The sequence below is a fragment of the Streptomyces sp. BBFR102 genome (genome assembly GCF_051397025.1).
Taxonomy (GTDB): Bacteria; Actinomycetota; Actinomycetes; order Streptomycetales; family Streptomycetaceae; genus Streptomyces.
Map to the genome: position 1 here is coordinate 2163170 of NZ_CP195757.1, position 18578 is coordinate 2181747.

General features: G+C 68.8%; 21 protein-coding genes and 3 tRNA genes. 8 read left to right on the top strand and 16 right to left on the bottom strand.

What is annotated here, in order from left to right; genetic code table 11:
* Positions 1–114 precede the first annotated feature (114 nt).
* The 8 genes from rplL to ACSLIC_RS09745 all read right to left on the bottom strand — a co-directional run bounded on the left by rplL (position 115) and on the right by ACSLIC_RS09745 (position 5505).
* Positions 115–498, bottom strand: coding sequence for a 50S ribosomal protein L7/L12 (rplL, locus tag ACSLIC_RS09710; RefSeq protein ID WP_436737282.1), 384 nt, complete (start codon positions 496–498; stop codon positions 115–117).
* Positions 499–609: 111 nt separating this feature from the next.
* Entirely contained in the window at positions 610–1137 is a 528-nt protein-coding gene (rplJ, locus tag ACSLIC_RS09715) for a 50S ribosomal protein L10 (protein ID WP_436737283.1), read from the bottom strand.
* Between the two features lie 382 nt (positions 1138–1519).
* Positions 1520–2476: a hypothetical protein gene (locus ACSLIC_RS09720; protein ID WP_436737284.1), complete on the bottom strand. Its 957-nt coding sequence runs from the start codon at positions 2474–2476 to the stop codon at positions 1520–1522.
* 183 nt (positions 2477–2659) lie between these two features.
* Positions 2660–3388 carry a 50S ribosomal protein L1 gene (gene rplA, locus ACSLIC_RS09725; protein ID WP_436737285.1) on the bottom strand — a complete coding sequence of 243 codons (729 nt, stop codon included), beginning with the start codon at positions 3386–3388 and terminating at the stop codon, positions 2660–2662.
* A 100-nt stretch (positions 3389–3488) separates the two neighbouring features.
* Positions 3489–3923 (bottom strand): 50S ribosomal protein L11, encoded by a 435-nt coding sequence (gene rplK, locus ACSLIC_RS09730; protein ID WP_436737286.1) that lies wholly within the window; start codon positions 3921–3923, stop codon positions 3489–3491.
* Positions 3924–4113: 190 nt separating this feature from the next.
* Positions 4114–4965 (bottom strand): transcription termination/antitermination protein NusG, encoded by an 852-nt coding sequence (gene nusG / locus ACSLIC_RS09735; protein ID WP_436737287.1) that lies wholly within the window; start codon positions 4963–4965, stop codon positions 4114–4116.
* A 76-nt stretch (positions 4966–5041) separates the two neighbouring features.
* Complete coding sequence (gene secE, locus ACSLIC_RS09740; RefSeq protein WP_436737288.1) at positions 5042–5323, bottom strand: preprotein translocase subunit SecE; 282 nt, start codon at positions 5321–5323, stop codon at positions 5042–5044.
* 109 nt (positions 5324–5432) lie between these two features.
* Positions 5433–5505: transfer RNA gene (locus ACSLIC_RS09745), tRNA-Trp, on the bottom strand.
* Between the two features lie 203 nt (positions 5506–5708).
* Here ACSLIC_RS09745 and ACSLIC_RS09750 point away from each other — a divergent pair.
* The 3 genes from ACSLIC_RS09750 (at position 5709) to ACSLIC_RS09760 (ending at position 8682) form a co-directional block, all read left to right on the top strand.
* Positions 5709–6935: a pyridoxal phosphate-dependent aminotransferase gene (locus ACSLIC_RS09750; protein WP_436737289.1), complete on the top strand. Its 1227-nt coding sequence runs from the start codon at positions 5709–5711 to the stop codon at positions 6933–6935.
* Positions 6936–7073: 138 nt separating this feature from the next.
* A complete protein-coding gene (locus tag ACSLIC_RS09755; protein ID WP_436737290.1) occupies positions 7074–8189 on the top strand; it encodes an adenosine deaminase in 1116 nt (371 codons plus the stop codon).
* Positions 8190–8535: 346 nt separating this feature from the next.
* Positions 8536–8682: a hypothetical protein gene (locus tag ACSLIC_RS09760; protein ID WP_436737291.1), complete on the top strand. Its 147-nt coding sequence runs from the start codon at positions 8536–8538 to the stop codon at positions 8680–8682.
* Positions 8683–8838: 156 nt separating this feature from the next.
* Here the strand turns inward: ACSLIC_RS09760 and ACSLIC_RS09765 are convergent, their stop codons facing one another.
* The 6 genes from ACSLIC_RS09765 to ACSLIC_RS09790 form a co-directional block, all read right to left on the bottom strand.
* Complete coding sequence (locus tag ACSLIC_RS09765) at positions 8839–9894, bottom strand: UDP-N-acetylmuramate dehydrogenase (protein WP_436737292.1); 1056 nt, start codon at positions 9892–9894, stop codon at positions 8839–8841.
* A 58-nt stretch (positions 9895–9952) separates the two neighbouring features.
* Complete coding sequence (locus tag ACSLIC_RS09770; protein WP_436740324.1) at positions 9953–10381, bottom strand: MaoC family dehydratase; 429 nt, start codon at positions 10379–10381, stop codon at positions 9953–9955.
* A 5-nt stretch (positions 10382–10386) separates the two neighbouring features.
* Positions 10387–10839 carry an FAS1-like dehydratase domain-containing protein gene (locus tag ACSLIC_RS09775; RefSeq protein ID WP_436737293.1) on the bottom strand — a complete coding sequence of 151 codons (453 nt, stop codon included), beginning with the start codon at positions 10837–10839 and terminating at the stop codon, positions 10387–10389.
* A 158-nt stretch (positions 10840–10997) separates the two neighbouring features.
* Complete coding sequence (rpmG, locus tag ACSLIC_RS09780) at positions 10998–11162, bottom strand: 50S ribosomal protein L33 (RefSeq protein WP_004571794.1); 165 nt, start codon at positions 11160–11162, stop codon at positions 10998–11000.
* Positions 11163–11252: 90 nt separating this feature from the next.
* Positions 11253–11325: transfer RNA gene (locus tag ACSLIC_RS09785), tRNA-Met, on the bottom strand.
* 50 nt (positions 11326–11375) lie between these two features.
* Positions 11376–11448: transfer RNA gene (locus tag ACSLIC_RS09790), tRNA-Thr, on the bottom strand.
* Positions 11449–11802: 354 nt separating this feature from the next.
* Between ACSLIC_RS09790 and ACSLIC_RS09795 the strand changes: the two genes are divergently transcribed.
* From ACSLIC_RS09795 to ACSLIC_RS09815, 5 genes are all read left to right on the top strand, one after another.
* A complete protein-coding gene (locus tag ACSLIC_RS09795) occupies positions 11803–13065 on the top strand; it encodes a hydrolase (protein ID WP_436737294.1) in 1263 nt (420 codons plus the stop codon).
* Between the two features lie 61 nt (positions 13066–13126).
* Complete coding sequence (locus tag ACSLIC_RS09800; protein ID WP_436737295.1) at positions 13127–13783, top strand: SDR family oxidoreductase; 657 nt, start codon at positions 13127–13129, stop codon at positions 13781–13783.
* 414 nt (positions 13784–14197) lie between these two features.
* Positions 14198–15670, top strand: coding sequence for a P-loop ATPase, Sll1717 family (locus tag ACSLIC_RS09805; protein WP_436737296.1), 1473 nt, complete (start codon positions 14198–14200; stop codon positions 15668–15670).
* Positions 15671–15986: 316 nt separating this feature from the next.
* On the top strand, positions 15987–16421 hold the full coding sequence (locus ACSLIC_RS09810) for a GntR family transcriptional regulator (RefSeq protein WP_191855777.1): 435 nt from the start codon (positions 15987–15989) through the stop codon (positions 16419–16421).
* 13 nt (positions 16422–16434) lie between these two features.
* Positions 16435–17010, top strand: a complete 576-nt coding sequence (locus ACSLIC_RS09815; RefSeq protein ID WP_191855776.1) for an HD domain-containing protein — start codon at positions 16435–16437, stop codon at positions 17008–17010.
* Here the strand turns inward: ACSLIC_RS09815 and ACSLIC_RS09820 are convergent.
* Both ACSLIC_RS09820 and ACSLIC_RS09825 read right to left on the bottom strand, forming a co-directional pair.
* On the bottom strand, positions 16998–17468 hold the full coding sequence (locus ACSLIC_RS09820; RefSeq protein WP_436737297.1) for an NUDIX domain-containing protein: 471 nt from the start codon (positions 17466–17468) through the stop codon (positions 16998–17000). The genes ACSLIC_RS09815 and ACSLIC_RS09820 overlap by 13 nt on opposite strands.
* Positions 17465–18232 (bottom strand): helix-turn-helix domain-containing protein, encoded by a 768-nt coding sequence (locus ACSLIC_RS09825; RefSeq protein WP_129810772.1) that lies wholly within the window; start codon positions 18230–18232, stop codon positions 17465–17467. Before ACSLIC_RS09825 ends, ACSLIC_RS09820 begins: the two co-directional genes overlap by 4 nt.
* Positions 18233–18578 lie beyond the last annotated feature (346 nt).

Below are 18578 nucleotides of genomic sequence, written 5' to 3' on the forward strand. Positions count from 1 at the left end.
GGACCCCGCCCCGACCACGCCCGAAGGCGACCACCCGGATGGGTGATCGCCTTCGGAACAGGTCGCCCGGCCCCCTGAGGGGCGCTGGGCGGACGAGTCAGAGACTCAGAGGAGTCACTTGACCTCGACGGACGCGCCGGCGCCCTTGAGGGACTCGGCAGCCTTCTCGGCGGCCTCCTTGTTGACCTTCTCCAGGACCGGCTTCGGGGTGCCGTCCACGAGGTCCTTGGCCTCCTTCAGACCCAGCGAGGTCAGCTCACGCACGACCTTGATGACCTGGATCTTCTTGTCGCCGGCACCGGTGAGGATGACGTCGAACTCGTCCTTCTCCTCCTCGGCGGCGGCCGGGGCGCCCGGGGCACCGGCGGCGGCGATGGCGACCGGGGCGGCAGCCTCGACGTCGAACTTCTCCTCGAACGCCTTCACGAACTCGGAGAGCTCGATGAGGGTCATTTCCTCGAACTGCGCGAGCAGGTCGTCCTGGGACAGCTTCGCCATGATGGCGTCCTTCCACTAAATCGGCAGGTGCCGGATGTACATGAAGGCGGGCGTACGTGGGCCCGCTGCGACCGGGAGCCAGGTAGGCCCCAGGCCATTACGCGAGCCGAATTACTCGGCACCGCCCTGCTCGTCGCGCTTGGCGCGCAGCGCGTCCGCGGTGCGGACGAACTTCTGCGGGAGCGCCTGGAAGACAGCCGCGGCCTTGGCCTGGTTGCCCTTCAGAGCGCCCGCCAGCTTGGCGAGCAGAACCTCGCGGGACTCGAGGTCCGCAAGCTTCTTGATCTCGTCGGCGGACAGCGCCTTACCATCAAGGACACCGCCCTTGATGACGAGAGCGGGGTTCTCCTTGGCGAAGTCACGAAGACTCTTCGCCGCCTCGACCGGGTCACCGGTCACGAAGGCGACAGCCGTCGAGCCCTTGAGGTGCTCGTCCAGCTCGACCCCGGCCTCCTTGGCCGCGATCTTGGTCAGCGTGTTCTTCACCACTCGGTACTGAGCGTTCTCGCCGAGAGAACGACGCAGCTGCTTGAGCTGCGCCACGGTCAGTCCGGTGTACGCGGTCACGACAGCGGCGTTGGAGTTACGGAGCTTGTCCGTGACCTCCTCGACGGCTGCGACCTTGTCGGACGTCGCCATGAGCCTCGGCCTCCTTCCGGGGTGAATGATCCTCGACCGACCTTGCGATCAGCCTCGTACAGCACTGGGACCGTCTGGATCAGGCACGTGAGGAAGGACGTCGGGCAGGAAAGTCTGCTTTAAGACGAAAAACGCCCCGGCGCAGGCGCACGGGGCGTGAGCTCGACTGGGCGTAAAACGTCCAGGAGCGCATCCACAGTCACCTACGCAGGTCGTCCGCGTGAGCGGAATCCTTCGGCCACCGCCCTCTCCGAGGAGCAGACGGTAACGACCAGCGGTCTTTGGCTTCTGGGGAAGAATACGGGAGCCGGGCGCCGCGAGGCAAATCGCCCGGAAGCGCGGCCTCCGGCCGGGGTCCACGGGCCCCGGCCGGAGGTACGGATCAGGCTCCGGCGCCCATACCCTCCAGCTCGTTGAGCAGGTCCATGAAGTCCAGGGTGTCCTTCTCAGCCGGAGTGTCGACCTTGGCGGCGGCGCCGTAGTCGGAGAAGGTCTGCACGATGCGGACGTCGCCGTCGGGCGTCTCCATGGTGACGTCCATCTTCACCGGGAGGTCGTCGCCGTTGACCCAGACCTGCGTCTGGTACCCCTCCAGGCCGGACTGCTCCATGGCCCCGACGAGCTCCTTGCGGTCCTTCTCGGGAAGAGCGTCGAAGGAGGAGTTGGCGTCCAGCATCTCCTTCAGGGTGAGCGTGCCCTTGTAGTGCTGGGTCTCCTCGCCGCCGACCTTGGCCGGGCCGACGTGCTTGAGGTTGGGCGACTCCATCAGCACGGCGATCTGCTGGGCCGGGTCCTGGTTCATGTTCTCCAGGCCGCCGGTCATGGCCTTGGCCATCTCGCCGCCGCCGGCCTCGCCGGACTTCTCCATCTGCTCGGCCAGCTCACCGAGGTCCATCTTCATCCAGCGGCGGCCGTCCATCTCCTTGGCGGCCTCGGCGCCCATGTCGACGTACATGACCGAGCCGTCCATGAGAACTCGGCTGGCCTGCGGCGCGGCCGGGTCGGCCGCCGCGAGCGCCGAGCCGGACATCGTCATGTCGAGCATCGACGGGTCCCAGCCCATGACGCCGCTCATCTTCATGTCCCCGCCGCCGGGAGTCCCCTCCGGCATCGACATGGTCATCTCCACCTTGGCCGACTTGGCCTCGTTGGTGCTCTTGTACGCGGCGTTCAGCGCCTTGCCGGCGTCCGCGCGCGACATCGCCTTGGGTGCGCTGCCCGCGGCGTTGCCGTCGCCCTTGGACTCCGTCCCGCCGTCCTCACAGGCCGCCAGGCCCAGCACCATCGCCACGGCCGCCGCCGGAACCGCCACACGGCGCGCCAGGTTCTTCTTACCCACTGTCCCCACCCCTGCTTGCTCTCTCGGTGACCGGTCCCCCCGGGCACGCTTTACTTGCGTTTTGCACGGTACCGCACACGTACGACGACTCGTACGGAAAAGGACCGGCCCCCGCAGCGCGAAGCTGCGGGGGCCGGTCCTTTCAGGCGCGAACGCGACCGCGACTACCGGTGATCACGAGGATCAGACGGCGGCCGGGTCCTCCTCGGTGAGGAGGTTGCGGGTGCGGTTCGGGTCGATCTGGATGCCGGGGCCCATGGTGGTGGCGATGCCGGCCTTCTTGATGTAGCGACCCTTGGCGGCGGACGGCTTCAGACGAAGGATCTCGTCCAGGGCCGCGCCGTAGTTCTCCACGAGCTGGGTGTCGTCGAAGGACACCTTGCCGATGATGAAGTGGAGGTTGGAGTGCTTGTCGACGCGGAACTCGATCTTGCCGCCCTTGATCTCGTTCACGGCCTTGGCCACGTCCGGGGTCACGGTGCCGGTCTTCGGGTTCGGCATCAGACCACGCGGGCCGAGGACGCGGCCGAGGCGGCCGACCTTGCCCATGAGGTCCGGGGTGGCGACGACGGCGTCGAACTCGTTGAGGCGGTTGCCCTTCGAGATCTCGTCGATCAGTTCGTCGGAGCCGACGATGTCGGCGCCGGCGGCACGCGCGGCCTCGGCACGGTCACCGGTCGCGAAGACCAGGACCCGGGCGGTCTTGCCGGTGCCGTGCGGAAGGTTCACGGTGCCGCGGACCATCTGGTCGGCCTTGCGCGGGTCGACACCCAGGCGGAAGGCGACCTCGACGGTCCCGTCGAACTTGGTCGCGGAGGTCTCCTTGGCGAGACGGATCGCCTCGAGCGGGGCGTAGAGCTTGTCCCGGTCGATCTTGGCGTCCGCAGCGCGGAGAGTCTTGCTGCGCTTCACTTCTGCTCCTGGCAGTTACGTCCGGCGGGGCCGGACAGGGTGGAGTCGTGGTACGGGCCGGCGCATGGCCCTGCCACAGAGAGGTCAGGCGGGGTTGAGGTCAGCCCTCGACCGTGATGCCCATGGAACGAGCGGTACCGGCGATGATCTTGGCCGCCTGGTCCAGGTCGTTCGCGTTGAGGTCGGGCATCTTGGTGGTGGCGATCTCGCGGACCTGCGCGTCGGTGATCTTCGCGACCTTGGTCTTGTGCGGCTCGCCCGAGCCCTTCTCCACACCGGCGGCCTTGAGGATCATCCGCGAGGCCGGCGGGGTCTTGGTCACGAAGGTGAAGGAGCGGTCCTCGTAGACCGTGATCTCCACCGGGATGACCCAGCCACGCTGCGACTCGGTCGCCGCGTTGTAGGCCTTGCAGAACTCCATGATGTTGACGCCGTGCTGACCGAGCGCGGGGCCGACCGGCGGAGCCGGGTTAGCCGCGCCGGCCTTGATCTGGAGCTTGATCAGCCCCGTGACCTTCTTCTTCTTGGGAGGCATTGCTCTCTCCGGGTCCTAGTGAGAGTTTTCCGCCTTCATCCGGTTCATCCGGATGGAGGCATACCGCACCACGATAACGGGTATCGCGGCGCGACCAAAAACCGACAGGTCAGACAGGCCCTTGAGCCGGTCTGACCTGGTCGGAGGTGTGTGGTCCAGCGACTGCGCGGCCGGTCGGAACCGGCGCGGCTCAGTTCTTCTGGATCTGGTCGAAGCTCAGCTCGACCGGGGTCTCGCGGCCGAAGATCTCGACGAGGCCCTTGACCTTCTTCGAGTCGGCGTTGATCTCGTTGATGGTCGCCTGGAGGGTGGCGAACGGGCCGTCGGTGACGGTGACCGAGTCGCCGACCTCGAAGTCCAGCACCTGGACCTCGACCTTGCGCTGCGGCATCGGCTTGCCCTCGGCCTCGGCGGCCTCGCGGGCGGCCTTCTCCTCGGCCTCCGGGGCGAGCATCTTGACGATCTCGTCCAGGGTCAGCGGGTACGGGTCGTAGGCGTTGCCGACGAAGCCGGTGACGCCGGGGGTGTTGCGGACGACGCCCCACGACTCGTTGGTCAGGTCCATGCGCACCAGCACGTAGCCGGGGAGCTTGTTCTGCCGGATGGTCTTGCGGTCGCCGTTCTTGATCTGGACGACCTCTTCCTGCGGCACCTCGGCCTGGAAGATGTAGTCCTCGACGTTGAGCGAGACGGCACGCTGCTCGAGGTTGGTCCTCACGCGGTTCTCGTAACCGGCGTAGGTGTGGATGACGTACCACTCGCCGGGCAGGAGCCGCAGCTCCTCGCGGAGGGCGGCGACCGGGTCGACCGGCTCGGCCTTCTCGACCTCCGCCTCCTCGACCTCCTCGGCCGCGGAGACGGCTTCGGGCTCACCGGCGGTGTCCTCGGTGATCTCCTCGGCGGGCTCGCCCGCGGCGGCGTCGGCAGCTTCGGCCTGGTCCGGCGTCACGGCGTCCGCCGACTCGACAATGCCGAGCTCGTCCGCAGTGGACTCGGTAGCGCCCTGAGGCTCGACCACGTCGTTCGGGTTCGGGTCAGACACGGTGGCTGCTTCTTCCTGGATGCAAAGGGTGGAACGCGCGAAAGGGGCGCCCAAGGGCGCCCTTCGCTTCTGGGCTCTAGCCGAAGATGTACTTGGCGGCGTTGGAGAAGCCGTAGTCAAACACGGTCACCAGACCGATCATGATCACGACGAAGATGATGACCACCGTCGTATAGGTGGTGAGCTGACTGCGGGTCGGCCAGACAACCTTGCGGAGTTCCGCGACGATCTGCCGGTAGAAGAGGGCGAGGCGGCCGAAGGGGCCCTTCTTGCCGCGCTTGCCGCCCTTGCGGCCCTTCTTCTTGCCGTCGTCGTCCTGGGCATCAGGCATGTCGATGGAGCCCACGGCGTCCGTCACGCGTCCTCACCTGATTTCCGGGTCGTGGCCGTGCCGCGCCCGGTGGAGCCGCACGGCGGTGCATTTGCAGTACGTACATGCGCACACATCCTGGCGATGGAGTGTGTAGCAGGGCCGGAGGGACTTGAACCCCCAACCGCTGGTTTTGGAGACCAGTGCTCTACCAATTGAGCTACGACCCTTTGATGTACCCCAACGTACCGCATCCGCTCACGCGCACTGTGTGCCGGTGATCAGTGCGGCCCGGTGAGGGCCAACGAGGTGAGAGTGTACGTGTTCTCGGGCCGGGCGTCGAACACGATCCTCCGCCGGGCCCGCCGGGACGGGTGACCGAGGGATGAAACCCGTGTGCCCGCCGTGTTCCCGGTCTGGAACCATGGGCCCCATGAGCGCTGCAACCCCTCCCACCGAGCGCCGGGTCTCCGCGCGCATCGGCGCGATCTCCGAGTCCGCCACTCTCGCCGTCGACGCGAAGGCCAAGGCCCTCAAGGCCGCCGGGCGTCCCGTCATCGGATTCGGCGCCGGTGAACCGGACTTCCCGACCCCCGACTACATCGTCGACGCCGCCGTCGAGGCGTGCAGGAACCCCCGGAACCACCGCTACACGCCGGCCGGCGGGCTCCCCGAGCTGAAGGCCGCCATCGCCGCAAAGACGCTCCGCGACTCCGGCTACGAGATCGATCCGGCCCAGATCCTGGTGACCAACGGCGGCAAGCAGGCCATCTACGAGGCGTTCGCCGCCCTGCTCGACCCGGGCGACGAGGTCATCGTCCCGGCCCCGTACTGGACGACGTATCCGGAGTCGATCCGGCTGGCCGGGGGTGTCCCGGTGGAGGTCGTCGCCGACGAGACCACCGGTTACCGCGTCTCGGTGGAGCAGCTGGAGGCGGCCCGCACCGAGCGGACCAAGGTCGTCCTGTTCGTCTCCCCCTCCAACCCGACCGGCGCCGTCTACGACCGCGCGCAGACCGAGGCGGTCGGCCGCTGGGCCGCCGAGCACGGCCTGTGGGTGATGACCGACGAGATCTACGAGCACCTCGTCTACGGCGACGCGGAGTTCACCTCGCTCCCGGCGGTCGTCCCCGAGCTGCGCGACAAGTGCGTCGTGGTCAACGGCGTCGCCAAGACGTACGCGATGACCGGCTGGCGGGTGGGGTGGATCATCGGCCCCAAGGACATCGTGAAGGCGGCCACCAACCTCCAGTCGCACGCCACCTCCAACGTCTCCAACGTCGCCCAGGCAGCCGCACTCGCCGCCGTCTCCGGCGACCTGTCGGCGGTGGAGAGGATGCGCGAAGCCTTCGGCCGCCGCCGTCGCACCATCGTGCGGATGCTCGGCGAGATCGACGGGGTCGTCTGCCCGGAGCCGGAGGGCGCCTTCTACGCGTACCCGTCGGTGAAGGGGCTGCTCGGCAAGGAGATCCGCGGCAGGCGCCCGCAGACCTCCGTCGAGCTGGCCGCGCTGATCCTTGAGGAAGTCGAGGTCGCGGTGGTCCCGGGCGAGGCGTTCGGCACCCCCGGCTACCTGCGGCTCTCCTACGCGCTCGGCGACGACGACCTGGTCGAGGGCGTCTCGCGGATGCAGAAGCTGCTCGCCGAGGCCCGCGACTGAGCGAGCCCCTCGTACGCGCGGCGGCGCGGGTCCCCGGAGCGCCGGGGACCCGCGCCGCCGCCGTTTCTGCGTTCGGGCAATCGCCCGTACGGGGAATCCCATTGCCGCACGGGGGCAGGCGTACGGCAAGATCCTGGGATGTTGAGTTCTTCGGGAGGACCCCTGCGCACCCCGACCGCCCGCGACGTGCGGCTGCTGCCCAAAGCCCACCTCCATCTCCACTTCACCGGCTCGATGCGGCCCGGCACGCTGCTGGAGCTGGCGGACAAGTACGGGGTGCGGCTGCCGGAAGCACTGACCTCGGGGCGCCCGCCGAAGCTCCGTGCCACCGACGAGCGCGGCTGGTTCCGCTTCCAGCGCCTCTACGACACCGCCCGGTCCTGCCTGCGTGAGCCCGAGGACATCCGGCGGCTGGTGCGCGAGGCGGCCGAGGAGGACGTACGGGACGGCTCGCGGTGGCTGGAGATCCAGGTCGACCCCACCTCGTACGCCCCGTTGCTCGGCGGGCTCACCCCGGCGCTGGAGATCATCCTGGACGCGGTCGACGGCGCGTCGCAGGAGACCGGACTCGGGATGCGCGTCGTGGTCGCCGCCAACCGCATGAAGCACCCGCTGGACGCCCGGACCCTGGCCCGTCTCGCCGTGCGGTACGCGGACCGGGGCATCGTCGGTTTCGGCCTCTCCAACGACGAGCGGCGCGGCATGGCCCGCGACTTCGACCGGGCTTTCGCCATCGCCCGCGAAGGTGGCCTGCTGGCGGCCCCGCACGGCGGCGAGCTGAGCGGCCCCGCCTCCATCCGCTCCTGCCTCGACGACCTGGAAGCCTCCCGGATCGGCCACGGCGTACGCGCCGCCGAGGACCCCCGGCTGCTGAGCCGCCTGGCCGACCGCCAGATCACCTGCGAGGTCTGCCCCGCCTCCAACGTGGCGCTCGGCGTCTACGACAAGCTGGGCGACGTCCCGCTGCGCACCCTCTTCGATGCGGGCGTGCCGCTGGCCCTCGGCGCCGACGACCCGTTGCTGTTCGGCTCCCGGCTGGCCGCCCAGTACGAGATCGCCCGCCGTGAGCACGGCTTCAGCGACGCGGAACTGGCCGAACTGGCCCGCCAGTCGGTGCGCGGCTCGGCGGCGCCACCGGACGTGCGGCGCGGGCTGCTGGCGGACATCGACGCGTGGCTGACCGGTACGTCGGTGCCGACCGCCCGCGACGAGACGGGGGCGCGCGACCGGGCCGACCTGAAGGGCCCGGCCTGATCCGCCCCTCCCGGCGGAGCACCCACGCGGGTCACGGTGTCCGGTGCCCCCGGCGAGGCCGTCCGCAGGCGCTGGAGGCGGGCTACGAGCCGGCAGCGGTTCCGCGCCCCGGCGCGCCGAGGGTCGTCGGGAGCGGCACCCGGGTCGGCCTGGGTGCCGTCCCGCCTCCCTCGGCCCCCTGCTGGCCGGCCGCCACGCTGCCTCTCCAGCCTCGGCGCGGGCGGCCGACGGACGGCACGGTGACACGGCTGACGGTGCGGCGGTCCCGGTGAGGGAGGCCGCGGGCACCCGCCGGCCGGTCAGGGTGAGCGCGGGCCGCGGTGGTGCAGCCACCCCGGACGAGCCGTTGACAGGCCGGATCGTCCTCGGCGTGGTCCGCGGGATCTTCGGCGAGGTCTGCGCCGACCTCGCCGGCGCCGACGCGCTGCTCGGCCCGCTCCGGCACCGAGTGGACGGCGGGCACGCCCGCTCCGCCTCGCCGAGGGCCCGCTGACCGACGCCTACCGCCGCGTCACCGGCGGCGCCCCGCGCGCCGTCCGCTGCCTCTCCCTCGTGGACGCCGCCCCCGCCGTGCCGGGCACCGTCGGTGTCCGGCCGCGGTCCGACCGGTGCGTGGGCGTGGCCAGCCGGCCCTCACGGGCCGTGCGGCTCAGAGTTCGACGCCGACCGTCACCGGCTCGTTGACCAGTGTCACCCCGAAGGCGTCCTGGACGCCGGCGACCACCTCGCGGGCGAGCGCCAGCAGGTCCTCGGTGGTGGCGGAGCCCCGGTTGGTCAGGGCGAGGGTGTGCTTGGTGGAGATGCGGGCGGGCCCCTCGCCGTACCCCTTGGTGAAGCCCGCCTTGTCGATCAGCCAGGCGGCCGAGGTCTTGGTGCGGCCCTCGCCGGCCGGGAAAGCCGGCGGGTTGACGTCGGGGCCGAGGCGGTCGGCGACGCGGCCGAGGAAGGCGGCGAGCTGCTCGTCGTCGAGGATCGGGTTGGTGAAGAAGGAGCCGGCCGACCAGGTGTCGTGGTCCTCCGGGTCGAGCACCATGCCCTTGCCGGCGCGCAGCCGCAGCACCGTCTCGCGGGCCTCGGTGAGCGCGACCCGCTCGCCCTGCTCGGTACCGAGGGCGCGGGCGGTCTCGGCGTACCGGATCGGGGCGGAGAGCCCGTCGGCGTCCTCCAGGCCGAAGCGGACGCGCAGGACGACGTACCGCTCGGGGTCGGCCTTGAACCGGCTGTGCCGGTAGGAGAAGGCGCACTCCTCAGCGGTGAGGGTGACGGTCTCCTCGGCGCGGCGGTCGTAGGCGACCACCTCGGTGATGGTCTGGGCGACCTCCTGGCCGTACGCCCCGACGTTCTGTACGGGGACGGCGCCGGCGGAGCCGGGAATTCCGGCGAGGCACTCGATCCCGGCGAGCCCGGCCTCGACGGTGCGGGCGACGGCGTCGGTCCAGACCTCTCCGGCGGCCAGCTCCAGCTCGGTGCCGTCGAGGCGGAAGCCGGTGGTGGCGAGGTGCAGGGCCGTGCCGTCGAAGCCCTTGTCGCCGATGACGAGGTTGGAGCCGCCGCCGATGACCAGCAGCGGGGTCCCGGAGGCGTCGGCCTCACGGACGGCCGCGATCACCTCGTCGTCGGTGGTGGCCGTCAGCAGCCTGGTCGCGGGCCCGCCCAGGCGGAAGGTGGTCAGCGGGGCGAGGGGAGCGTCATGGAGTTCCTGCACGGCACCAGCGTACGGCCGCGGGGTGTGCGGTCCGGCGCACCCCCGCGGCCGGGCGGGGTCAGGCCAGCCGGACGGTGGCCCGGCTCATGCCGAGCACCTTCTTGCCGTCGCTCGTCGCGGTGAGGTCGACGCGGACGGTGCCGTCGTCGTTCTTGGCGGCGACCTTTCCGGAGACCTCGATGAGCGCGCCGGTGTCGTCGTCGGGGACGACGACGGGCTTGGTGAAGCGGACGCCGTAGTCGACGACGGCGCCCGGATCGCCTGCCCAGTCGGTGACCACCCGGATCGCCTCGGCCATGGTGAACATGCCGTGCGCGATGACGTCGGGCAGGCCGACCTGCTTGGCGAACCGCTCGTTCCAGTGGATCGGGTTGAAGTCGCCGGAGGCGCCCGCGTACCGCACCAGAGTGGCGCGGGTCACCGGGAAGCTCTGCGCGGGCAGTTCGGTGCCGACCTCGACGTCGGCGTGGGAGATCTTCGCGGCCATCTCGCTCATCCCTCCTCGGCGGCGCGGGCCACCAGCTTGGTCCAGGCGGTCACCACGTGCTCGCCGGCCTCGTCGTGGACCTCGCCGCGGATGTCGAGGATGTCGTTGCCCGCCAGGGACTTGATCGCCTCGATGACCGAGGTCACCGTCAGCCGGTCACCGGCCCGCACGGGGCGCGTGTAGGCGAACTTCTGGTCGCCGTGCACCACCCGGCTGTAGTCGAGGCCGAGCTGCGGGTCCTCGACCACCTGCCCGGCCTCCCGGAACGTGAGGGAGAACACGAAGGTCGGCGGGGCGATCACCTCCGGGTACCCGAGCGCCTTGGCCGCCTCGGCGTCGGTGTACACCGGGTTGGCGTCGCCCACGGCCTGGGCGAACTCACGGATCTTCTCGCGGCCTACTTCGTAGGGCTCGGTGGGCGGATACGTCCGCCCCACGAAGGACTGGTCGAGCGCCATCGGCCCGATACCTCCTGGTTCACCGGAACTTGTGTCGTACGCCTCATCCTGGCACCCCGCGCCGACAGCGCGGGCGGCGGTACCCCGGACAAACGCCATGAGGCCGCCCCCTCGGAAGGGGACGGCCTCATGAACGAGCCTGTGTGATCAGCCCTTGATCAACGCGTCTCGCGGTGCGCGGTGTGCGCGTTGCAGCGCGGGCAGTGCTTCTTCATCTCCAGTCGGTCCGGGTCGTTACGCCGGTTCTTCTTGGTGATGTAGTTCCGCTCCTTGCACTCCACGCAGGCCAGCGTGATCTTCGGGCGGACGTCGGTGGCAGCCACGTGAGTGCTCCTGATGACGAACGGATGGAAAGGTCTTGCACAAAAAGAGTAGCCGATCGAAGGACCGACCCCACAATCGGCTACTTTTCGTAGCGGTGACCGGACTTGAACCGGTGACACAGCGATTATGAGCCGCTTGCTCTACCGACTGAGCTACACCGCTGCGATGTGATCCGGACCCCCGTCCGAGGACGGGGACCCCTTTCACACCAGAGCCCCAAAACGGAATCGAACCGTTGACCTTCTCCTTACCATGGAGACGCTCTGCCGACTGAGCTATTGGGGCGAGCGAGGAAGACATTACACGCCCACCCGCCGATCGCCCAAATCCGATTCGGCGCTCCGCCCCGAGCCGCCCGCACCCCGCCCCGGCGGGCCCGGCCGCACCCGCCCGCCCCACCGTCCTCGCAGGTCCCGACGGGTGGACCCGCCCTCGCCGGCCCCCACCAGCCCGCGCCGGTACGACTTATCCACTCCTCCTCGATGGCGCTCCGGCGGCGGCCTAGGCTCGGCCACACACGGTGTGATCTTGATCGACGCAACGTGACGCCGCCCCACCGCGACCGTGCCGCGGTGGCCGAACGGGTGCGGCCCGCGGGTCAGAACGCGCCCGCCCGCCGCCCGAGCCCCCAGGAGCGCGATGTCCGACAGCCAGCCGCAGCCTTCGCCGTCCTCCGGCTCCCCCGGGTCACCGGGCGGCCCGGGCGGCGCCGACCTCCTGCTCACCGGGGCCACCCTCACCGACGGCCGCACCGTCGACGTCCGTCTCGGCCGCGGCCGCATCCAGGCCGTCGGCACCGCCGGCAGCCTCGCCCTGCTCGGCCTCCGCGTCGACCTGCGGGGCTACCTGCTCCTTCCGGCCCCCGCCGAGCCGCACGCCCACAGCGACCTCGCCCTCACCGCCGACGCGGCGGGCCCCGTCTCCCCCGAACCGGCCGACGTCCAGCGCCGCGCCACCGAGGCCGCCCTGCTCCAGCTCGGCCACGGCGCGACCGCCCTCCGCTCGCACGTACGCATCGGCGACGTGCAGGGCCTCGGCGCGATGGAGGCCGTCCTCCAGGCCCGCCGGGCACTCCGCGGCCTCACCGAACTGACCGCCGTCGCCATGCCCCGCCTGCTCACCGGCGTCGCCGGCGCCGACGGGCTCGCCATGCTCCACGACGCGGTCAAGATGGGCGCCTCGGCCGTCGGCGCCTGCCCCGACCTCGACCCCGACCCGACGGGCTGCGCCGAGGCGGCCCTGGACGCCGCCGCCCAGCACGGCTGCCCGGTCGACCTGCACACCGACGGCTCCGACCCGGTGCGCCTGACCCGTCTCGCCGCGATGGCGGGCGGCCTGCGCCCCGGCGTCACCATCGGCCCCTGCGACGGGCTGGGCCGCCTGCCCGCCGACGTCGTCGGCCGCACCGCCGAGGCGCTGGCCGCCGCCGGGATCACCGTGGTCTGCCTCCCTCAGGGCCCCTGCGGCGGCCTGGAGCGCCGCCGGGGCCACGACACCCCCGTCCACCTGCTGCGGGCGGCCGGCGTCCGCGTCACGGCCGGCGGCGGCGCCCTGCGCGACCTCGCCAACCCGGTCGGCCGCGGTGACCCCCTCCTCGCCGCCCACCTGCTCGCCTCCCGGCACGGACTGCGCCCCGACGAGGCGTACGAGGCGGTGGCCGGCGCCGCACGCGAGGCGCTGGGCCTGGCCCCGGTGCGGATCGAGGCGGGATTCCCCGCGGAGCTGCTGGCGGTGCGCGGGACGGGGCTCGGTGAAGCGCTCTCGCTCGGGTACAGCCGGATCGTGGTCCACCGGGGCCGGCTCGTCGCCCGGACCAGCGCGGTCCGCGAGTACTGCGACTCGGCCACCGCGGCTGTCTCGACCCTGCCGCGACAGGGTCGTACGGGGACCGAACCGGCCTGAGCGGCGCCCCGGTTCGGCGCTGGACGGGCGGGACGGCGCGGCCGGGCGTACGGTCGGGACCATGCGCATTGTCATCGCTGGTGGACATGGGAAGATCGCGCTGCGGCTGGAGCGGCTGCTCGCCGCGCGCGGGGACGACGTGACGGGGCTGATCCGTAACCCCGCCCAGGTCGACGACCTGCGCGAGGCGGGCGCCCAGGCCGTCCTGTGCGACCTGGAGTCGGCGACCGTGGAGGAGGTCACCGAGGCGCTGCGGGGCGCCGACGCGGCGGTCTTCGCGGCCGGCTCGGGCCCGGGCAGCGGCGCGGCCCGCAAGGAGACCATGGACCGCGACGGCGCCGAACTCTTCGCCACCGCCGCCGAACGCGCCTCGGTACGCCGCTTCCTGATCGTCTCCTCGATGGGCGCCGACGCCCATCACCCCGGCGACGAGGTCTTCGACGTCTACCTCCGCGCCAAGGGCGCCGCCGACGACGCGGTCCGCGCCCACCGCGACCTGGGCTGGACGGTCCTGCGCCCCGGCTCCCTCACCGACGACGCGGGCACCGGCAAGGTCCGCCTCGAAGCCTCCACGGGCCGCGGCAGCATCCCCCGCGACGACGTCGCCCGCGTCCTGCTCGAACTGATCGACACCCCGGCCACGGCGGGCCTCACCCTGGAGCTGATCTCCGGCGAGACGCCGGCTGCGGTCGCCGTGAAGGACGTCGCGGGCAACTGACCTCGCGAGTGCGTACGGCACAACGAAAGATCCCCTCTTCCTGCTTCGAGAAGCAGGAAGAGGGGATCTCCACCCAGTGTGGCGGCGCCAGGATTCGAACCTGGGAAGGCTGAGCCGGCAGATTTACAGCGGGCTCCTTCGGGTGGCCGTGACCTGCGGATCTTCCTCTGGCTTGCGCTTCTGGGGGGCGCCTGGGGAAGGGGGCGCCCGATCAGCACCCCAAAGCGTGGGGAGGGAGGAGCGGCCAACAGACCCTGGGAGCAACCGGCGTCCGGCAGGCGCCATCTGGGACGACCGCAGGTGCCAGGGTTCCAAGGTGACCCACGGACTAGAGCAACGCTCCCCGCGACCAACACACCTGCCGATAGGCTGAATCTGACGACCATGGCTCGCAGAGAAGGCTACGGGTGACCAGTGCGCAATATTGCAGACGTCGAGAACTTCGGGGCTGTCGATGCAGACGCCGACGAGTTGCTGCGTGAATGCTTCCAGGATCACCCCGCTTATATCGCTGCTAAGCGAAATAAGAAGTTCCTGATCCTCGGACGAAAAGGCTCAGGCAAAACGGCAATCTTCAAAAGGATTCTCACCGAACGCTCACCTTCGGAGTTTTCCTACGGCCACTCCTTTGACGACTATCCTTGGCACCATCACGACCTGCAAGCACAAACCGGAGTTCCAGAGGAACGCAGGTATTTCCACAGTTGGAAATACCTCACCTTGCTGGGGTTGGCGAAACTCCTCCTGAACGCCGACCAGAGCCAGCCATGGAGTGACGAGTCTTTCGATTCCGTACAAGCACTGGAAGACTTCGTTGTTGACTCCTATGGATCGCGCGACCCGGACGTGCGCCAGCTATTCAGCCCGGACAAGGAGTTGCGATTTAAGAGCGCCTTCAAGCTCCCCTTTGTTGACATTAGCGGGGAAAGGGTGCGAGTCAAAGAGCTCCCACCACACATCCAGGAAGTAAATCGCGCGATCCAGGAACACGTTCTCCGAGCCCTTAACCCAGACAACTCCTACTTTATCTGCTTTGACCAACTCGACCTTGGCTTCATTAAATCCGATCCGGCATACTCCCAGCGACTGATCGGACTAATTCTTGCCGCACGCGATCTATTTCTGGCAGCGCGGGATCGCGGCAAAAAACTGAACGTAGTCGTTTTCCTGCGAGACGACATCTATCAGGATCTCCAATTCGAGGATAAGAACAAGGTCACAGAAAACTTCTCTGAATTGGTCCAGTGGCACGAGAGTATCGGTGGCCTGACCCTCAAGGGCCTGATGGAGAGCCGATTCAGTCGCGTGCTCGGAGAATCCTCCGAAGAACTGATTCCTTGGGATCAGGTATTCGACGAAACGCGCGAGATGCCAAGCAGGCAGACGAAGTACAAGCACATCTGCGATCGCACCTTTCTGCGCCCGCGTGACGTCATCAAGTTCTGCAACGAGGTTCTGGAGCAGTACAAGCAGCCCGTTTTCACCGGCAGTAGGCAGTTTGATAATCAGGTAGTGCACGAGGCTCGATCAGGGTACTCCGATTACCTCCTGAATGAACTTGATGACGAGATCGCCAAGCATGTACCGCAGTACAAGGAATATCTGGAGGTAGTCAAAGAAATGGGCGCCCTCCAGTTCTCTCTAGAGGAGTTCCGGTCGACCTGGGGTCGACGCGCCAGCGTCTCCGAAATTGACCCGATCGCCGCACTCGGCCATCTGTTCGAATTTTCGGTGGTGGGCTACCTGAAGCCTGGAGGGCGAGGTGGAGGGTCGGAGTACGTGTGGCGCTATCGAGACCCACGCGCCCGCTTCAATGCGTCCTCAGAGGTTTTCCGCGTTCATCCTGGCTTCAAGGAAGCCCTGGACCTTGTCCGTCAATCTGCGTAGCCGATCGACGAGACTCCGACTTTCGGGCTTTTCTCCTGGCTGGCCGAACCCCCAGCCAGGAGGATGTAATCCCTATGACCGAGGGCCGACGTGCCGCGCGAGTAGACACCAGCCCGCCGGCGCCGCCTCCACAGCGGCCTTCACCTATCTCGGATGAGTACCACCACTCATGGTGAACCTACTCGCGCTTTGTATGTCCCGTGAAGGCATTCTCCAGTAGCTACCAGGAGAACGCGCGCGACCAAATGAGTACTCAGAGTCGTATCCAGCACCCTTGAGGCCCTGAGAGCAACTAGATTTCATGAAAGGAGACCTGGTGTCGGAGGCTAGCCCGCGCGGAACCTACCTGATCATCGCCGACGCTCTCCGGAAGGAGATTGCCGCTGGCCAGATCCAGGATGGCGCCCTACCCTCGGAGGCTGACCTCATGGCGAGGCACAAGGTCGCCCGCAATACGGTTCGCCGGGCGCTCAAAGTGCTGGCGGACGAGTCCCTCGTGGTCTCGGTGCCAGGCGCAGGCTGGATGGTGTCCAGCACCGCTCCCCGCCCCCTGGTCGATCGGCTCCGCGAGGTAATCACCGAGGACGGGCTGGCTGTTGGCGACCCATACCCCTCGGAGCAGAACTTGTGCGCGCGCTTCGGCGCCTCGCGCACTGCCGTTCGCAGCGCCCTTGCACAGATGGAGGGCATGGGGCTGCTGGCCACCGTTCATGGGAAGGGACGGACCGTCCGGGCCCTTACTCCAGCATGAGAGGAACTCGCGTATGGCCTCAACCGGACTCACCCAATGGGCCTATGGCCTCGCCGAAAGAATGCTGGCCGAGCCCCTGCCGAGAAGATGGGCTCACTCCCTCGGTGTCGCCCGGCGGGCTCAGTCACTGAGCCCCGTGCTAGGCAGCGATGCCGATCTGCTCGAAGCCGCCGCCGTCCTGCACGATGTCGGCTACTCGCCCTCCATCGCGACAACCGGCTTCCACCCGCTCGACGGCGCCCGCTTCCTGCGGGACCAGGAAGACGCCGACGAGCGGGTCACCCGGCTCGTAGCTCATCACTCCTGCGCCCTGCTGGAGGCTGAGGAGCGGGGGCTGCGCCATGATCTGGAGACCGAGTTCGAGCTGGAGCGGCCTGAACTGGTGGACGCGCTGATCCTGTCCGACATGACCACCACGCCGGACGGCTGCCCCACCACCTCCACGGCACGGGTGACGGAGATCGTGCAGCGGTACGGACCGGACACCGTGGTGGGGCGCTTCATCCAGCGAGCCGCGCCGGAGATCCACGCCGCAGTCGCACGCGTGGACCGAAGGATGGCGGCGGCCGGGAGCTCTCAGCCGATGTAGGGCTCCGTCCGGGCTGCGTCGAGGCCATGCTCGATGCGCAGGCGCATGGATGGGTGGATGGTCAGGGCGTCTAGGTCCGACGCATCCACCCATCGCACCTCCTTGGACTCACTGCTGGTCCGAAGGTGTCCCCCGACCGGACGGGCGCGAAAGCAGATCGAGAACTGCTGGCGGACCTCGCCGTCGTCGTACTCCAGCACGTGATCTGGGTCGGTGTAGAGCCCCACCAGGCCCTCCACCTGTACCTGGATGCCGGTTTCTTCCTCAACCTCCCGTACAACCGTGTCGGCGACCCTCTCGCCGATGTCGTGGCCGCCGCCCGGAAGTGCCCACAGGTCGTTGTCGGTCTTGTGGATGACCAGCAGGCGTCCCGCATCGTCCTGGACCACGGCAGTCACGGAGGGGACGACCGAGTTGGCCGACGGTGCCTCCGGGTTACGGAAGTGGTCGATCCTCATGGAGTCTCTTCCCAGTCGACGGGGGAGGTGATCTGACGGGCTGAGTCCCAGACCCGTTCGAGGCTCTCAGCGTAGGAGTCGAATAGCTCCCCACCTGGGATTCTCTGGATGTGCAGGACCGGTGCCATGTAGGCGCCCACCCCGTACAGGTGGCCGTTGGCGAGCATCTCGTCGTCGGCGCGGTAGAGGGAGTTGTAGAGGGTTGTGGAGTGCAGCCGGAACTCCACGTTCGGCAGGTTGAAGAGCGGGGCGTAGTTGACCAGCGCGTTACGAATCTTGCTGGCCATCGCGCCCCCGATCCCCTCATCGGCACCCCGGGTGGCGACTGCGGAGGAGCGGGGATCGCCCAGCATGAACCGCACTGGGACCCCGTCAGCGGACTTCTCCTTGACCACCTGGTGGAAGGCGGCGTCCTCGGTGAGCCAGAACCCGGAGTACACCAGCACGTCGAAGCTCCGCCGGGCCCGGGCGTAGAGCTGGGGCCAGAGGGTGTTCGGCACCACGGAGCGGTGAGGGTAGAGCTTCACCAACTCGGCGGCCCCCGTCTCGGCAACCTGCGCCGAAGTCTGCTCCTCGGGCCACAGGTAGGAGATCTCGCAGCCCAGCAGAGATGCGGTCGCGTACATGAAGCGGCGGTAGGGCCGCCGGTTGGGCTCATTGATCCAGCGCTCGACGGTCTTTGCGGCGACACCCAGCCGCTCTGCGACCTGGTCAAGCGTCATTCCCCGGTCAATGATCGCGCCCCGTAAGCGCTCGTTGGCCACGTCGACTCCCCCGTAGGACGACTTGGGACGACTTCAGCGTAGCGAGGCCGTCCCGCAGTCGTACAGGAGCGGAGTACAGCGTCTCCTCGCCTCAGGACAGGCTGAAGTCACTCAGCAGGGCGAGGTCGCCGGGCCGAAAGAACTGAAGGACTTGACGCCGCGTACCCCTCACCCCATGATGAGGAACAGGTACTACATGTACCTCACGAGGTCGGACCTCGAAGAGCGGCCTTTGGGCTGCTCCAGAGCGGTTCGGGATTGCGCCCCAGGAAGGCGGCTGGCTCACCCCCAGTCGCGCGCCAGGCGCCCTGAGCTGCACGTCTGTTGAGAACTGAAGAGTGGACGA

Coding starts and splice junctions, on each gene's coding strand:
- rplL (WP_436737282.1), bottom strand. CDS start 498: ATGGCGAAGCTGTCCCAGGACGACCTGCTCGCGCAGTTCGAGGAAATG.
- rplJ (WP_436737283.1), bottom strand. CDS start 1,137: ATGGCGACGTCCGACAAGGTCGCAGCCGTCGAGGAGGTCACGGACAAG.
- rplK (WP_436737286.1), bottom strand. CDS start 3,923: ATGCCTCCCAAGAAGAAGAAGGTCACGGGGCTGATCAAGCTCCAGATC.
- ACSLIC_RS09750 (WP_436737289.1), top strand. CDS start 5,709: ATGAGCGCTGCAACCCCTCCCACCGAGCGCCGGGTCTCCGCGCGCATC.
- ACSLIC_RS09755 (WP_436737290.1), top strand. CDS start 7,074: ATGTTGAGTTCTTCGGGAGGACCCCTGCGCACCCCGACCGCCCGCGAC.
- ACSLIC_RS09770 (WP_436740324.1), bottom strand. CDS start 10,381: ATGGCCGCGAAGATCTCCCACGCCGACGTCGAGGTCGGCACCGAACTG.
- ACSLIC_RS09775 (WP_436737293.1), bottom strand. CDS start 10,839: ATGGCGCTCGACCAGTCCTTCGTGGGGCGGACGTATCCGCCCACCGAG.
- ACSLIC_RS09795 (WP_436737294.1), top strand. CDS start 11,803: ATGTCCGACAGCCAGCCGCAGCCTTCGCCGTCCTCCGGCTCCCCCGGG.
- ACSLIC_RS09800 (WP_436737295.1), top strand. CDS start 13,127: ATGCGCATTGTCATCGCTGGTGGACATGGGAAGATCGCGCTGCGGCTG.
- ACSLIC_RS09815 (WP_191855776.1), top strand. CDS start 16,435: ATGGCCTCAACCGGACTCACCCAATGGGCCTATGGCCTCGCCGAAAGA.
- ACSLIC_RS09820 (WP_436737297.1), bottom strand. CDS start 17,468: ATGAGGATCGACCACTTCCGTAACCCGGAGGCACCGTCGGCCAACTCG.